Raw genomic sequence first — 14,553 nt, forward strand, 5'->3', positions numbered from 1 at the left:
TACTCTGTAGCAATGGCGTCGAAGAAGATCTTTGGAATTGTGCTCGCAGGTGGAGAAGGAAAGCGGCTGATGCCGCTCACCGCAGACCGGGCTAAGCCCGCGGTCCCCTTCGGAGGCGGCTACCGGCTGATCGACTTCGCGCTGAGCAACCTGATCAACTCCGGACTCACCAAGATCGTCGTGCTGACCCAGTACAAGTCACACAGCCTCGACCGTCACATCTCGCAGACCTGGCGTCTCTCCGGCCTGCTCGACGCGTACGTCGCGTCGGTGCCCGCCCAGCAGCGGCTCGGCAAGCGCTGGTTCAGCGGCTCGGCCGACGCGATCCTGCAGAGCCTCAACCTGCTGCGCGACGAGAAGCCCGACATCGTCGTGGTCGTCGGTGCCGACCACGTGTACCGCATGGACTTCAGCCAGATGATCGAGGCGCACATCAACTCCGGCCGCGGTCTCACGGTCGCCGCCATCCGCCAGCCGATCGCACTCGCCGACCAGTTCGGGGTCATCGAACTCGACAAGGACGACCCCACCAAGATCGCGGCGTTCCTCGAGAAGCCGCAGGACGCCGAGGGTCTCGCCGACTCCCCCGGCGAGGTGCTCGCCTCGATGGGCAATTACATCTTCGACGCCGACATCCTCATCGACGCGGTGCTGCGCGACGGCGAACGCAGCGACTCCAACCACGACATGGGCGGCGACATCGTGCCCGACTTCGTGTCGCGCGGCGCCGCGAGCGTCTACGACCTCAACCAGAACGACGTGCCCGGGTCGACCGACCGCGACAAGTACTACTGGCGTGACGTCGGCAGCATCGACTCGTTCTTCGAGGCGCACCAGGACCTGATCTCGGCGCTCCCGATCTTCAACCTGTACAACCGCGAGTGGCCGATCTTCAGCCAGCAGCTCAACTCGCCGCCCGCCAAGTTCGTGCGCGACGCGCGCGGCTACCTCGGCACCACGATCGACTCGATCGTCTCGCTCGGGTCGCTGCTCTCCGGCGCCCACATCGAACGCAGCGTGCTCGGACCGTGGACGACGGTGGAGTCCGGCGCCATGGTCGTCGACTCCATCGTCTTCGAGCGCGCCCGCATCGAACCGAACTCCGTCGTGCGTCGGGCTATTCTGGACAAGGACGTGGTCATCGAAGCCGGCGCCCACGTGGGTGTCGATGCCGATTCCGATCGAGCGCGGGGCCTCACGGTCACCGACTCCGGAATCACGATCGTCGGCAAGGGCGTCCGCGTCTCCCCCTAGTTCCTCACGGCTCGGCCCCGCGGCCACGTCCGTTTTTGAAAGGCCCCAACGCGCCATGGCCCGGTTTCTCGTAGTTCTCGACGTCGACTCCACCCTCATCGAGAACGAGGTGATCGAGCTGCTCGCCGAGGAAGCCGGCACCCTCGACGAGGTCGCGGCCATCACCTTCCAGGCGATGAACGGCGAGCTCGACTTCGAGCAGAGCCTGCGCTCGCGCGTCGCGACCCTGCGCGGCCTTCCCGTGAGCGTGTTCACGGATGCCGCGGCGAAGATCACCATCACGGCCGGCGTGCCCGAGATGGTGGCGGCCGTGCAGCTGAACGGCGGCCGCGTCGCCGTCGTGTCGGGCGGCTTCCACGAGGTGCTCGACCCCATCGCGGAAGCGCTCGGTCTCGACCACTGGCGGGCCAACCGGCTCGAGGTCGCCGAGGGCTACCTGACCGGCGGCCTCGTCGGCCCGATCATCGACGCGAAGGCCAAGGCCGACACCCTGCGGGAGTGGGCCGGCGAGTTCGGCATCCCGCTGAGCCAGACCGTCGCGGTCGGCGACGGTGCGAACGACCTCGAGATGATGGCCATCACCGGCCTCTCCGTCGGGTTCGACGCCAAAGCGCCGGTGCGCGACGAGGCACACGTGCTCATCGACGCGCGCGACCTCAGCCAGATCCTGCCCCTGTTGGGATTGCGGGGCTAGAGCGCTTTCGACAGGCTCGACCCACCTTCTCGCGCTAGTGACCCATCCCGAGACCGCCGTCGACGGGGATGACCGCACCCGAGATGTACGCGGCGTCGTCGCTCGCGAGCCAGGTGATCACCTTGGCGACCTCGGACGGGGTGGAGAAGCGTCCCGCGGGGATCGACTTCTTGTAGGCGGCCTGCGTCTCCTCGGGCAGCACCGAGGTCATGTCCGACTCGATGAAGCCGGGCGCCACGACGTTCGCGGTAATGCCCCGCGAACCGAGCTCGCGCGTCACCGAGCGGGCGAGACCGATGAGGCCGCTCTTCGACGCCGAGTAGTTGATCTGTCCCGACGAGCCGAGCAGCCCGACGACGCTCGACACGAGGATGATGCGCCCGAAGCGGGCCTTCATCATTCCCTTCGAGGCGCGCTTCACCACGCGGAAGGCGCCGGTGAGGTTGGTGTCGATGACGTCGGTGAAGTCTTCCTCGGTCATGCGCACGAGCAGGAGGTCGCGGGTGATACCCGCGTTAGCGACGACCACCTCGACCGGGCCGTAGGCCGCCTCGACCTCGCTGAATGCGGCATCCAAGCTGGCTGCATCGGTCACGTCGGCCGTGACGGTGAGGGATCCCTCGGGACCCTGGCCCGAGCGGGCCGTGACCGCGACGCGGTGGCCGAGGGCGAGGAACTCTTCCGCGATGGCGAGGCCGATGCCGCGGTTGCCTCCCGTGACGAGGACGGTGCGGGGCGTGGGGGGTGCAAAAGTCATGCGCACCAGCCTACTGTCAGCAGGAAAGGACTTAAGATTGAACGATAAGGGTCGTTCGATCCCCCGAGAGCTCAGGCAATGAAGACCACGCAGTCAATCACGACGCTTCCGCCGTCCCCCGCCGACGACCGGCACAAGCGCATGCTCACCTACACGATCGCGATGTCGGTGCGTGTGGTCTGCGTGTTCCTCCTCTTCGTGGTGCACGGCTGGTGGCTGCTCGTGGTGGCCCTCGGCGCGGTGCTGCTCCCCTACTTCGCGGTCGTGCTCGCCAACAACGTGAGCGGCGGCACGCCGGCCGACGTCGTGCGTCCCGGAGCCATCGTGCCGGTGCGTCCTCCGCAGTCGACCACGCGTCGGGATGACGCGGCGCAGAGTTCCGGGAACGACGAGTGATCGGCGGCTCGACCACCGAACTGCGCTGCTCACGGGCGGGTTGCCGGGAGGACGCGACGTTCAACGTGAACTGGCGCAACCCGCGCATCCACACGGTGGACCGCGTCAAGGTCTGGCTCGCCTGCGACGAACACGGCGAATACCTACGCGACTACCTCGACACCCGGGGCTTCCCCGTGGTCGTCACCCCGCTGGGCGTCAGCGTCGGATCCGTGGGAGAGAAGGCATGAACAACTGGAGATTCGCGCTCACCTGGCGCTGGGGCCGCTATCTCGCCCTCGCCGTGGTCTTCGCGATCGTCTGCGTCTGCCTCGGCTTCTGGCAGCTCGCCCGGCGCGATACCGCCCTGGCCGAGCTCGACCGCATCGACACCAACTACTCGGCCGAAGCGGTGCCGCTGACCGGCGTGCTCGACTCGCTCGACGCCTTCGAGATCGACCAGAAGTGGACACCGGTCACCGTCACCGGCACGTACCTCAGCGACGAGGAGCTGCTCGTGCGCAACCGCCCGTACAACGGCGGTCCCGGCTTCGAGGTTCTCACCCCCCTGCGTCTCGAGAACGGCGACATCTTCATCGTCGACCGCGGTTGGCTGCCGACCGGTCGCGACCAGGACTCCCCCGACGAGGTTCCCGCGGCGCCGACCGGTCTTGTGACCGTCGAGGCTCGCCTGAAGCCCGGCGAGCCGACCCTGCGTGGCCGCTCGGCGCCCGAGGGACAGATCGCCACCATCCAGCTCGACGACATCCAGAAGGCTCTCGACGAGCCCACCTACACCGGTGCGTACGGACTGATGGTGACCGAGGACCCGGCTCCGGCCGAGCGTCCGGTCGCCGCGGCAAAGCCCGCACGCGACGAGGGACCGCACCTGTCGTACGCGTTCCAGTGGTTCGTGTTCGCCATCTTCGGCTTCCTCGGGCTCGGCTACGCGCTTCGACAGGAGTACCGCCTGGTCAACGAGGACGACCCCGACGAGATGGAGCGCGCCGAGGCACGCCGGGTCAAAGACGCGGCGCGCACGCGAACCGACGCCGAGGTCGAGGACGCGCTGATCGACGCAGGGCGCTAAGGCCCGTTAAGCGAGCGTGATCAGGTCGAGGTAGTCGGCGTTCCAGTGGTCTTCCACGCCGTCCGGCAGGATGAGCACGCGCTCGGGGTTGAGCGCCTCGACGGCGCCCTCGTCGTGGCTGACCAGGACGACGGCGCCCGAGTAGTTCGCGAGCGCGTCGAGGATCTCGAAGCGGCTGGCCGGGTCGAGGTTGTTGGTCGGTTCGTCGAGCAGCAGCACGTTGGCGCCGGAGACCACGATCATCGCGAGGGCGAGACGGGTCTTCTCTCCGCCGGAGAGCACGCCGGCCAGCTTGTGGCCGTCGTCGCCGGTGAACAGGAACGAGCCGAGGACGCGGCGCGCTTCCATCTCCGTGATGCTCGGCGACGAGGAGACCATGTTCTGCAGCACGGTGCGCTTGACGTCGATCGTCTCGTGCTCCTGCGCGTAGTAGCCCACACGGAGCCCGTGGCCCGGTTCGATCTGGCCCGTGTCGGGCTTGTCCACGCCGGCGAGCATGCGCAGCAGCGTGGTCTTTCCGGCACCGTTGAGACCGAGGATGACGACCTTCGAGCCGCGGTCGATCGCGAGATCGACGGAGGCGAAGATCTCGAGCGAGCCGTAGCTCTTGCTGAGGTTCGACGCCATCAGCGGCGTGCGGCCGCAAGGAGCGGGCTCGGGGAAGCGCAGCTTGGCGACGCGTTCCACCGAGCGCACCTCGTCGAGGCCGGCGAGCAGCTTCTCGGCGCGGGCGACCATCTGGTGCGCGGCGGCGGCCTTCGACGCCTTGGCGCCGAACTTCGCGGCCTGGGTCTGCAACACGGACGCCTTCTTCTCGGCGTTGGCGCGCTCCTTCTTGCGGCGCTCCTCGTCGGAGGCACGCTGGCGCAGGTAGTTCTTCCAGCCCATGTTGTAGACGTCGATGACCTGGCGGTTGCCGTCGAGGTAGAACACCTTGTTGACGGTCTCTTCCACGAGAGCAATATCGTGGGTGATCACGATCAGACCGCCCTGGAAGCTCTTCAGGTAGTCGCGGAGCCAGACGACCGAGTCCGCGTCGAGGTGGTTCGTCGGTTCGTCGAGCAGCATCGTGTCGGCACCCGAGAAGAGGATGCGCGCGAGCTCGATACGGCGGCGCTGTCCGCCGGAGAGGGTGGAGAGCGGCTGGTCGAGGATCCGGTCGGGCAGGCTGAGGTTGCTGGCGATGGAGGCGGCCTCGGCCTCGGCGGCGTATCCGCCGAGGGCCGTGAAACGCTCTTCGAGGTTGCCGTACTTCTTCATCGCGGCCGCGCTGATCGCGGCATCCGGGCTCGCCATGTCTGTCATGGTCTTGTTCATGCCGATGAGCAGCGTTCCCAGACCGCGGGCGTCGAGGATGCGCGTGCGCGCGAGGTCCTCGGGATTGCCCGAACGCGGGTCCTGCGGGAGGTAGCCGATCTCGCCCGAGCGCTCGATACGGCCGCCGGCCGGCTGCAGTTCGCCGGCGAGGGTCTTGGTGAGTGTCGTTTTGCCCGCACCGTTACGCCCGACCAGACCGATCTTGTCGCCCTTGTCAACGCGGAAGTTGACCTCATCCATGAGCACTCTGGCGCCCACGCGTAGTTCGAGATCGTGAACGGAAAGCACAGGCAAAGTCCAATTGTTTAGGCGCGTTGCTACAACGCAGAAGAAGGGGGTGAGACAGATAGTCTACTTGTGCGGAGACAAAAGCTTTCTGCCCCCGCACCGCCTGCTTTTCGACTGCCGCACATTCCCTAGGAGCGTTCATGACGACACTGACCCTGGCCACCGGCCGCCCGACCCTGGCCGACCGCCTGTTCAGCCGCAGCCTCGTCACCGACGCCGTGCTCATCACCGCCGGCGCCGGTCTCACCGCGATCGCCGCCCAGGTCGTCGTCCCGCTCTACCCGGTACCGATCACGGGCCAGACGGCGGCCGTGCTCATCGTCGGCGCCGCTCTCGGCGCCACCCGCGGCGCACTCGCAATGGCGCTGTACGCGGTGCTCGGCCTGTTCCTCCCCGTCTACAGCGAGGGCTCGCAGGGCATCGAGATCGTCCTCGGCCCGACCGGCGGCTACATCGTCGGCTTCATCTTCGCCGCGGCCCTCACCGGCTACCTCTCACAGCGCCAGTGGGAGCACAAAATCGTCGGCGGCATCGCCGCGTTCATCGCCGGCACGGTCGTGACCTTCGTGGTCGGACTCCCCTGGCTCTCCGTCGCCCTCGGCCTGAACCTCGAGCAGACGCTGCAGGCCGGCCTGTACCCGTTCCTCATCGGCGGAATCGTCAAGGCCGTCTTCGCGGCCGCCGTCATGCGCGTCGTCTGGCTCGGTATCCACCGCTCCGACCGCCGCGCGGCGAACGAGACCCGCTAGGTCCGACGCTCGTCCGAAGGCCCCCGTCACGTCGACGGGGGCCTTTTTTCGCCGGCCGGATGACGCGGCGAAACGGTCGCCAAAAAGTGAGTGATTCGTCAGGCAATTGATACGATCGCCTCATGGAAAGCCACACGTCGCCACGGTTTGCGGTGGTCATCGACGATGACGCCGACATCCGTCAGCTGCTCGTGGAGGTGCTCACCCAGGCCGGCTTCCAGGCCATTCCGACGAGCAACGGCCTCGACGGTATCGCGGCGGTCAAGGAGTACGACCCGCTGATCACGACGCTCGACGTGAACATGCCGGGCATGGACGGTTTCGAAACCGCCAAGCGTGTGCGGGCGTTCAGCCCCACCTACATCGTGATGCTCACCGCCCTCGAGGACGAGATCGACACGCTCCAGGGCCTCGAGGCGGGCGCCGACGACTATTTGGTCAAACCCTTCCGCCCCCGGGTACTACGCGCACGCATCGAGGCGATGCTGCGGCGGCCGCGCGGGATCGACAGCTCCGGCAATCTCATCGACGCGACGGGGCCGCAGCCCACGCTGCCTGCCGCACCCGTCATGGCCTCGCGTCCCCCCGTCGAGGACGAGCCCGGGTGGGTCACGCACAACGGGCTGCGCCTGAACGCGGAGATCCGTGTCGTCACCGTCTCGGGCCTCGAGGTCGACCTCACGCGCAGCGAATTCGACCTGCTCGCGGCGCTGCTGCAATCGCAGCGCCGGGTACGAACGAAGCCCGATCTCGCGCTGATCCTGCGAGGTGCGAGCCCCACCGTGAGCGCCGTGGTCAGCGAAGCCGACAAGCGGGCGATCGAGGTGCACATGGGCAACCTGCGCAAGAAGCTCGCCGACAACGTGGCCGCGCCGCGGTGGATCGAGACCGTGCGCGGTGTCGGCTACCGCCTCACCGCGCCCGAAGCGCCGTAACCGCCGGTCAGCTGCGGGTGGTCGCCCGGCGCTCGGCGATCGAGCGGAGTTCGTCGTACTCGTAGCCGGCGCCGTCGGTGGTGACGACCCCGAAGACGGCGACCGGGCGCGCGCCCACGTTCGGGTCGATCGGCGCTTCGGCGAGTGCGGTCAGGACCCGTTCGCCGAGTTGGCGGGGCTCCCCCACCGGCGGCGTCGGCGTCAGGATAGCGAAGCGCCGCGAGGAGATGCGGCCGATGAGACTCGTGGTCGGTACGTGGTCGCGCGCGACCATGCCCACGGCGTCGACGGTGCGGTCGCCGTAGTCGCTCCCGAGAGCGATGTTGACGTGTTCCAGGTTGTCCACCTCGAGCACCACGAGCGCGAGGGACTCGTGGCGCCGCTCGGCACGGCGCAGCCACTGTACGGCCTGGCCCTCGAACTGCGCGCGCGTGGTGAAACCGAGAGCGGGGTCGACCTCCGGTCCCGCGGTGAGCGTGCGGTCGCCACCCCGGGTGGCCTGGAGCACGGACATCGCGATCGACGCGAGGGTGATGAAGACGATGTTGACCAGAGTGGTGTTGGGGGTGCCGAAGTAGACGGTGAAGACGTCGCTGTGCTGGCCGAGAATCAGGATGACGCCGCAGCGCACCAGGTAGAACAGGGAGACCCCCGCGAATACGACGGCGAGGATGCGCCCGTTGACCAGGACCCGAAGCCGAGCGCGAAGGGTCTCCGAACTCGCCAGCCCCGCGAAGACGGCGATCGCGATGAACATCTCGGCCGCGCCGGCCCACGCACCGCCCTCGCTACCGCGGACGAAGGCGGAGGCGAAGACCAGCGCCGACACCAGCGCCACGACCCAGAGCCGGGGTGGCCGCTCGTTGAACGCGCGGCACCCGCTCCACATGGCGCCGAGGGCGAAGACCAGAGCCGCGTTGCCGATTCCGATGACCCACCACGCGCCGGGGCTCGCGGCCCAGATCGCGTAGGCGATGGTGGCGAGCATTCCGGCGACGAAGCCGAGCGACCAGAGCCGCGCGACCAGGTCGGCGCGGTGCACCAGCGTGCTGATGATGAACGAGGTGCCGGAGCTGACGACGATGAGGCCGCTCGCGTAGAGCAGGGTGAGGAGATCGAGCTGCACGGGTCAGTCTTTCTGTTTCACGGGGAGGACGAAGGTGAACGTGCTTCCGACGCCCACCTCGCTGGTGACGGAGAGGCTGCCGCCGTGACGGCGGGCGATGTCGCGGCTGATGCCGAGACCGAGGCCCGTGCCGACGACGGACGAGTCGCGCGCGGTGCCGGCGCGGAAGAACGGGTCGAACAGGTGGGCCTGGTCGTCGAGCGAGACACCCACCCCGGTGTCGGTCACGGCGACGACGACCGTGTCGTCGACCGGCCGCACGTCGACCGAGATCGCCCCGCCCGATCGGTTGTACTTCACCGCGTTCGTCAGCAGGTTGTCGATGACCTGGCCGACACGGACCGGGTCGGCTTCGGTGACCGCGGGCCCGGGGATGTCGACCTCGATCGTGATGTCGCGCTTACGGGCGGCCAGGTTCACGGATTCGATCGCAACCCGCGCGATGGCGGCGACGTCGCACCGCTCCGGAGAGATCGTCAGGGTGCCGTCCTTGTCTCCGGCCGCTTGCAGCAGATCGGTGACGAGGGCGAGCATCCGCTCGGAGTTGCGCGCGGCGATCTCGATCATCCGCTTGGTGTCGTCTTCGAGTTCGGGGGCGTCCACGGCGAGTTCGAGGAATCCGATGATGGACGTGAGCGGGGTGCGCAGCTCGTGGCTGACCGACGCGCCGAGGTTCTCGCGGGCGCTGATCGCCTCGAGTTCGAGCGTGGTGTCGCGGACGACGACGACCCCGCCGTCGGCTTCCCCGGCCAGGTTGGTGATCTGGCGCGCGGTCGCGGAGTAGGCGCCGCGGGCCTCGCCCGGTGCGCCGACCCAGTAGACGACGTTCTCGAACTCTTCGCCGGCGAGGGCACGGTGGTAGGGACGTTCGACCTCGGTGAAGGGGGTCGTGCGGTCGGCGTGGTAGATGACCGGGTGGACGAGGGCGGACTGTGGGGCCCCGAACTCGCGGAGCGACCGGCGGTGCGCGTCGTTCATCAGGGTGGGCGCGCCGTTGCGGTCGAAAGCGATCACGCCGAACTCGACGGCGTTGATAATCTCGTCGAGCACTCGCTCCTGGTTGCGCGCGCGGACGAGCGCCGATTCGACGAGCGCGGACTGCTGCCGCAGGAGGACTCGTTGGCTCGTGCTGCGTCGGCTCGTGGCGTAGGTCGTCGTCGAGATGAAGACGAGGGTCATCGGCAACAGCACCTGCGTACCGAAGTCGGCGCTGCTCAGCGGTTCGCCGCTGACGACACGCAGCGTCCAGAGCAGACCGACCGAGAGCACGACGCCGCCGACGGCGCCCGCCAGCTTGTAGTTGCGGGCGAGCCAGATCACCGGCAGCACCAGGAAGAGCACGGAGCCCAGCTGTGGCTCGGCTTCGCGCACGCCGACGATCGCGACGATGTCGAGAACGGGCAGCAGCGCGGCCCATTTCTTGCGCTCCGGCGTCCAGTGCACGAGAAGTGCCACGCCGGTGAGGACGAAGACGAGCAGGATGGCGCCGAAGAAGAGCGGTTCCTCGAAGGCTGTCGGTTGCACGGCGAATACCACGGCCGCGAACGCGAGCAATGCCGCCGAGATCAGCAGCTGGCTGTTCAGGATGTAGCGTCCCAGTCGCCCGGGAGGTGCGACGACCGTCGCCGATTGTGGTGGAGCCATCGAACGGCGCTACTGTGTCGGGCTACGGAACGGGCTGCACGAAGCTGCCGCCGCCGCCCGGGTCTGACTACATCGCAAAGCCGAGAGCGCGCATCATGTCGCGGCCGTCGTCGGTGATCTTTTCGGGGCCCCACGGCGGCATCCACACCCAGTTGATGCGGAACGCGTCCACGACCCCGTCGAGTGCCTGTGCCGTCTGTTCCTCGAGCACGTCGGTGAGCGGGCAGCCGGCGCTCGTGAGCGTCATGCTGATGATGAGTGCGGTGTTCTCGTCGTCCCAGGTGAGGTCGTAGATCAGACCGAGGTCGACGATGTTGACCCCGAGCTCGGGGTCCATCACGTCTTTCAGCGCCTCTTCGACCTGGTCGAAGAGTGCGGGTGCGAGTGCGGTGGCCATGGCTCTACGCTACGCCGGTCGTCGAGACATAGCGATCGTAGCCCTCGTCTTCGAGGCGGTCGGCGAGCTCGGGCCCGCCTTCTTCGGCGACGCGGCCGTCGACGAAGACGTGCACGAAGTCGGGCTTGATGTAGCGCAGGATGCGCGTGTAGTGCGTGATGAGCAGGAGGCCCAGCCCGGTGTTGTCCTTGGCCCGGTTGACGCCCTCCGACACGATCTTGAGCGCGTCGACGTCGAGGCCGGAGTCGGTCTCGTCGAGGATGGCGAACTTCGGCTTGAGCAGCTCGAGCTGGAGGATCTCGTGGCGCTTCTTCTCGCCGCCGGAGAAGCCCTCGTTGACGTTGCGCTCGGAGAATGCTTTGTCCATGCGCAGGTCGGTCATGGCTTCCTTGACCTCCTTGAGCCACGGGCGGAGCGCCGGGGCCTCGCCGGCGATGGCGGTCTTCGCGGTGCGCAGGAAGTTCGAGACGGTGACGCCGGGGATTTCGACCGGGTACTGCATCGCGAGGAAGAGGCCGGCGCGGGCACGCTCGTCGACACTCATGGTGAGCACCTCGACGCCGTCGAGCGTGACGGAGCCACCCTCGACGTGGTACTTCGGGTGGCCGGCGATCGTGTACGCCAGAGTGGACTTGCCGGAACCGTTGGGTCCCATGATGGCGTGGATCTCGCCCTCGGCGATCGACAGGTCGACGCCCTTGAGGATCTCCTTGGTGCCCTGCTCGGTCTCGACGCTGACGCGGAGGTCTTTTACTTCCAGTACTGACATGGTGTTGTTCCTAAAGCGTGTGGGTTCAGACGGCGAGCGAGTCGCGGTCGATAGGGGTGGGGTCGATGAATACCTCGTCGTCGACGATCGTGACCGTGTAGACGGGTACCGGCTCGTAGGCCGGGAGTGTGAGGGGCTTGCCGGTCGTCAGCTCGAACTTGGAGCCGTGGGCCCAGCACTCGAGGGTGTCGTCTTCGACGAAACCCTCCGCGAGCGAGATGTCGCCGTGGGTGCAGGTATCGCCGAGGGCGTGCACGTCGCCGGCGGAGTCCATCACGACCGCGATCGGCTTGCCGTCGACGACCACGCGCAGCGCGGCACTCGGCGACAGCTCCGATCTCGAGCAGACCTTTGTTGCGGGAGACACTACTGCGCTCCCCCGTTCGCCGACCGGCCGAGCTCCTCGTCGATCGAGATCTGGAGGCGCTGCTCGAGTTCGGGCTTGCCGATCTTCTGGATGATCTCCGTGAGGAAGCCGAGCACGACGAGGCGACGAGCCTCGTGCTCGGTGATTCCGCGGGCCTGCAGGTAGAAGAGCTGCTCGTCGTCGAAGCGGCCGGTGGCACTCGCGTGCCCGGCACCGAGGATGTCGCCGGTCTCGATCTCGAGGTTCGGGATCGAGTCGGCACGCGTGCCCTCGCTGAGCACGAGGTTACGGTTCTGCTCGTAGCTGTCGGTGCCCGCGGCCTGCGCACCGATGAGGACGTCGCCGACCCACACCGTGTGGGCGCCGGTGCCCTGGAGCGCGCCCTTGTAGTTGACGCGGCCCTTGGTGTTCGCACCCTCGTGGTGCATGTAGACACGCTGCTCGAGGTGCTGGCCGGCGTCGGCGAAGTACAGGCCGAAGAGCTCGCCGTCGGCGCCCTCACCGGACAGTGCGACGGACGGGTTGACCCGGACGACCTTGCCGCCGAGGGAGACGACCACGTGACGGAAAGTCGCGTCGCGGCCGACCGTGGCGAAGTGGGTGGCGAGGTGGATCGCGTCGTCGGCCCACTCCTGCACGGAGACGACCGTGAGATGGGCGCCGTCTTCGACGACGATCTCGAGGTTCTCCACCAGTTGGGCATCGCCGGTGTTGAGCAGGATGACGCGTCCGTGGCTGTGCTTCTTCGCCGTGATCACCGTGTGGGCGCCGCGCGCGGCGGTGCCGAGGAGCGAGCGGGAGATGGTGATCTCCGAGGGCTCCTCGCCGGTCACGGTGATGGCGAGAGCCTTCTCGAACGAGTTCCACGCGTTGGCGGAAGACTTCTCTTCCGCCTGCCCGGCGAGCCCGACGCTCGCGTGGGTGCGGTCGATCCACTCGGCGTCGACGCCCTCCGTCTCGGTGGCGAGGAACGCGTACGGCGAGCCGTCGAGCTCGCCGTCGATGAGCGGGCGCACCAGGTCGACGGGAGTGAGCTTCCACTCGGCCTCACGGCCGTTCACCTCGGGGTGCTCGGTGGGAACATTCGACTTGAAGCGGGCCGAGCGGGTCTGGACGGGGACGAAGGCGCCCTCGGGGGCGTCCCAGCCGCCGTCGCTGTGCGCCGTGGCGCCGTGCTGGACTGTGGTTTCGGGTGTGACGACGGCCATTTAGCCTACGGATCCTTCCATGCTCATCTCGATGAGCTTGTTGAGTTCGAGGGCGTACTCCATCGGGAGTTCGCGTGCGATCGGCTCGATGAAGCCGCGCACGATCATGGCCATTGCCTCGTCTTCGGGCATGCCCCGCGACTGCAGGTAGAAGAGCTGTTCCGCGCTCACGCGGGAGACGGTCGCCTCGTGGCCGAGCTGTACGTCGTCGACGCGGATGTCGATCGCCGGGTAGGTGTCGGACCGCGAGATGGTGTCGACCAGGAGTGCGTCACAGCGGACGGTGTTCGCGGAGTGGTGGGCTCCGGCATCCACCCGTACTTCGCCACGGTAACCGGCGCGGCCACCACCGCGGGCGATCGACTTCGAGACGATCGACGACGTCGTGTACGGCGCCATGTGGATCATCTTGGCGCCGGCGTCCTGGTGCTGGCCGGGGCCCGCGAACGCGACGGAGAGGGTCTCGCCCTTGGCGTGCTCGCCCATCAGGTAGATGGACGGGTACTTCATGGTGACCTTGGAACCGATGTTGCCGTCGATCCACTCCATGGTTGCGCCCTCGTGCGCGATGGCGCGCTTCGTGACGAGGTTGTAGACGTTGTTCGACCAGTTCTGGATCGTCGTGTAGCGGACGCGCGCGTTCTTCTTCACGATGATCTCGACCACGGCGGAGTGCAGCGAGTCGCTCTTGTAGATCGGGGCGGTGCAGCCCTCGATGTAGTGCACGTACGAACCCTCGTCGGCGATGATCAGCGTGCGCTCGAACTGGCCCATGTTCTCCGTGTTGATACGGAAGTAGGCCTGCAGCGGGATCTCGACGTGCACGCCCTTGGGGACGTAGACGAACGAGCCGCCGGACCACACGGCCGTGTTCAGAGCGGCGAACTTGTTGTCGCCGGCCGGGATGACGGTGCCGAAGTACTCCTGGAAGATCTCCGGGTACTCCTTGAGGGCGGTGTCGGTGTCGAGGAACAGCACACCCTGCGCTTCGAGCTCGGCGTTGATGGTGTGGTACACCACCTCCGACTCGTACTGCGCGGCGACACCGGAGACGAGACGCTTACGTTCGGCCTCGGGAATACCGAGCTTCTCGTAGGTGTCCTTGATGTCGTCGGGGAGGTCTTCCCACGTCTGCGCCTGCTTCTCGGTGGAGCGGACGAAGTACTTGATGTTGTCGAAGTCGATGCCGGACAGATCGGCACCCCACGTCGGCATCGGCTTCATGCCGAAGAGTTTGAGGCCCTTGAGCCGGTTCTTGAGCATCCACTCGGGTTCGCTCTTCAGATTCGAGATGTCGGTGACGACTTCCTCGTTGATGCCGCGGCGGGCGGATGCGCCAGCAGCGTCGGAGTCGGACCAGCCGAACTCGTACTGTCCAAGACTGTTGAGTTCCGGGCGATCGATCAGCACGTCAGTCATAGTTACCTCTTTCCTACCGGCAGCAACCAAGGTGGTCGCTACGGTATTCCGACACACAGCGAATTACCGGGGACACTCAACGATCGTTGACTGTCGTGTGGGCGATGGTCACGGTACAAATCGACTGACCGGACGGGTGCGATGAGCACCGATCGTCCTGCATA

Annotated in this window: 16 protein-coding genes; 7 read left to right on the top strand and 9 right to left on the bottom strand. The window is 67.2% G+C overall.

The window, feature by feature from the left end:
- The first annotated feature begins 12 nt into the window (after positions 1-12).
- Positions 13-1,254: a glucose-1-phosphate adenylyltransferase gene (locus HD599_RS07275; protein ID WP_184235320.1), complete on the top strand. Its 1,242-nt coding sequence runs from the start codon at positions 13-15 to the stop codon at positions 1,252-1,254.
- 55 nt (positions 1,255-1,309) lie between these two features.
- Positions 1,310-1,948 carry a phosphoserine phosphatase SerB gene (gene serB / locus HD599_RS07280; RefSeq protein ID WP_184235323.1) on the top strand — a complete coding sequence of 213 codons (639 nt, stop codon included), beginning with the start codon at positions 1,310-1,312 and terminating at the stop codon, positions 1,946-1,948.
- Positions 1,949-1,982: 34 nt separating this feature from the next.
- On the opposite strand, the gene fabG is transcribed toward serB, so the two are convergent.
- Positions 1,983-2,705, bottom strand: a complete 723-nt coding sequence (gene fabG, locus HD599_RS07285; protein WP_184235326.1) for a 3-oxoacyl-ACP reductase FabG — start codon at positions 2,703-2,705, stop codon at positions 1,983-1,985.
- 78 nt (positions 2,706-2,783) lie between these two features.
- Here fabG and HD599_RS07290 point away from each other — a divergent pair, with 78 nt between their 5' ends.
- From HD599_RS07290 to HD599_RS07300, 3 genes are all read left to right on the top strand, one after another.
- Positions 2,784-3,101, top strand: a complete 318-nt coding sequence (locus tag HD599_RS07290; protein ID WP_184235329.1) for a DUF3099 domain-containing protein — start codon at positions 2,784-2,786, stop codon at positions 3,099-3,101.
- 65 nt (positions 3,102-3,166) lie between these two features.
- Positions 3,167-3,331, top strand: a complete 165-nt coding sequence (locus HD599_RS07295; protein WP_425489156.1) for a hypothetical protein — start codon at positions 3,167-3,169, stop codon at positions 3,329-3,331.
- Positions 3,328-4,170 (top strand): SURF1 family cytochrome oxidase biogenesis protein, encoded by an 843-nt coding sequence (locus tag HD599_RS07300; protein ID WP_184235336.1) that lies wholly within the window; start codon positions 3,328-3,330, stop codon positions 4,168-4,170. Before HD599_RS07295 ends, HD599_RS07300 begins: the two co-directional genes overlap by 4 nt.
- A 6-nt stretch (positions 4,171-4,176) precedes the next feature.
- Here the strand turns inward: HD599_RS07300 and HD599_RS07305 are convergent, their stop codons facing one another.
- The gene (locus HD599_RS07305) at positions 4,177-5,775 is read right to left on the bottom strand and encodes an ATP-binding cassette domain-containing protein (RefSeq protein ID WP_184235339.1); all 1,599 of its coding nucleotides are present in this window, start codon (positions 5,773-5,775) and stop codon (positions 4,177-4,179) included.
- A gap of 140 nt (positions 5,776-5,915) precedes the next feature.
- On the opposite strand from HD599_RS07305, the gene HD599_RS07310 reads away from it, so the two are divergent.
- Entirely contained in the window at positions 5,916-6,524 is a 609-nt protein-coding gene (locus HD599_RS07310) for a biotin transporter BioY (protein ID WP_184235342.1), read from the top strand.
- 122 nt (positions 6,525-6,646) lie between these two features.
- Positions 6,647-7,459, top strand: a complete 813-nt coding sequence (locus HD599_RS07315; RefSeq protein ID WP_184235345.1) for a response regulator transcription factor — start codon at positions 6,647-6,649, stop codon at positions 7,457-7,459.
- Positions 7,460-7,466: 7 nt separating this feature from the next.
- Here the strand turns inward: HD599_RS07315 and HD599_RS18315 are convergent, their stop codons facing one another.
- The 7 genes from HD599_RS18315 to sufB all read right to left on the bottom strand — a co-directional run bounded on the left by HD599_RS18315 (position 7,467) and on the right by sufB (position 14,389).
- Positions 7,467-8,585 carry a diguanylate cyclase domain-containing protein gene (locus tag HD599_RS18315; protein WP_184235348.1) on the bottom strand — a complete coding sequence of 373 codons (1,119 nt, stop codon included), beginning with the start codon at positions 8,583-8,585 and terminating at the stop codon, positions 7,467-7,469.
- 3 nt (positions 8,586-8,588) lie between these two features.
- On the bottom strand, positions 8,589-10,229 hold the full coding sequence (locus tag HD599_RS07325; protein WP_184235351.1) for a sensor histidine kinase: 1,641 nt from the start codon (positions 10,227-10,229) through the stop codon (positions 8,589-8,591).
- Between the two features lie 67 nt (positions 10,230-10,296).
- Positions 10,297-10,626 (bottom strand): metal-sulfur cluster assembly factor, encoded by a 330-nt coding sequence (locus HD599_RS07330; protein WP_184235354.1) that lies wholly within the window; start codon positions 10,624-10,626, stop codon positions 10,297-10,299.
- 4 nt (positions 10,627-10,630) lie between these two features.
- Positions 10,631-11,395 carry a Fe-S cluster assembly ATPase SufC gene (gene sufC, locus HD599_RS07335; protein WP_184235357.1) on the bottom strand — a complete coding sequence of 255 codons (765 nt, stop codon included), beginning with the start codon at positions 11,393-11,395 and terminating at the stop codon, positions 10,631-10,633.
- Between the two features lie 25 nt (positions 11,396-11,420).
- Complete coding sequence (locus HD599_RS07340) at positions 11,421-11,762, bottom strand: Rieske 2Fe-2S domain-containing protein (RefSeq protein ID WP_184235360.1); 342 nt, start codon at positions 11,760-11,762, stop codon at positions 11,421-11,423.
- Positions 11,762-12,970, bottom strand: coding sequence for a Fe-S cluster assembly protein SufD (gene sufD / locus HD599_RS07345; protein ID WP_184235363.1), 1,209 nt, complete (start codon positions 12,968-12,970; stop codon positions 11,762-11,764). The genes HD599_RS07340 and sufD overlap by 1 nt, the downstream gene beginning before the upstream one ends.
- Positions 12,971-14,389, bottom strand: coding sequence for a Fe-S cluster assembly protein SufB (gene sufB / locus HD599_RS07350; RefSeq protein ID WP_184235366.1), 1,419 nt, complete (start codon positions 14,387-14,389; stop codon positions 12,971-12,973).
- Between the last annotated feature and the right edge of the window lie 164 nt (positions 14,390-14,553).

The sequence above is a fragment of the Conyzicola lurida genome (assembly GCF_014204935.1).
GTDB lineage: Bacteria > Actinomycetota > Actinomycetes > Actinomycetales > Microbacteriaceae > Conyzicola > Conyzicola lurida.

Excerpts from the sequence above, each read along its gene's own strand:
- HD599_RS07275 (WP_184235320.1), top strand. The coding sequence starts at position 13 with ATGGCGTCGAAGAAGATCTTTGGAATTGTGCTCGCAGGTGGAGAAGGA.
- serB (WP_184235323.1), top strand. The coding sequence starts at position 1,310 with ATGGCCCGGTTTCTCGTAGTTCTCGACGTCGACTCCACCCTCATCGAG.
- fabG (WP_184235326.1), bottom strand. The coding sequence starts at position 2,705 with ATGACTTTTGCACCCCCCACGCCCCGCACCGTCCTCGTCACGGGAGGC.
- HD599_RS07290 (WP_184235329.1), top strand. The coding sequence starts at position 2,784 with ATGAAGACCACGCAGTCAATCACGACGCTTCCGCCGTCCCCCGCCGAC.
- HD599_RS07300 (WP_184235336.1), top strand. The coding sequence starts at position 3,328 with ATGAACAACTGGAGATTCGCGCTCACCTGGCGCTGGGGCCGCTATCTC.
- HD599_RS07310 (WP_184235342.1), top strand. The coding sequence starts at position 5,916 with ATGACGACACTGACCCTGGCCACCGGCCGCCCGACCCTGGCCGACCGC.
- HD599_RS07315 (WP_184235345.1), top strand. The coding sequence starts at position 6,647 with ATGGAAAGCCACACGTCGCCACGGTTTGCGGTGGTCATCGACGATGAC.
- HD599_RS07325 (WP_184235351.1), bottom strand. The coding sequence starts at position 10,229 with ATGGCTCCACCACAATCGGCGACGGTCGTCGCACCTCCCGGGCGACTG.
- HD599_RS07330 (WP_184235354.1), bottom strand. The coding sequence starts at position 10,626 with ATGGCCACCGCACTCGCACCCGCACTCTTCGACCAGGTCGAAGAGGCG.
- sufC (WP_184235357.1), bottom strand. The coding sequence starts at position 11,395 with ATGTCAGTACTGGAAGTAAAAGACCTCCGCGTCAGCGTCGAGACCGAG.
- sufD (WP_184235363.1), bottom strand. The coding sequence starts at position 12,970 with ATGGCCGTCGTCACACCCGAAACCACAGTCCAGCACGGCGCCACGGCG.
- sufB (WP_184235366.1), bottom strand. The coding sequence starts at position 14,389 with ATGACTGACGTGCTGATCGATCGCCCGGAACTCAACAGTCTTGGACAG.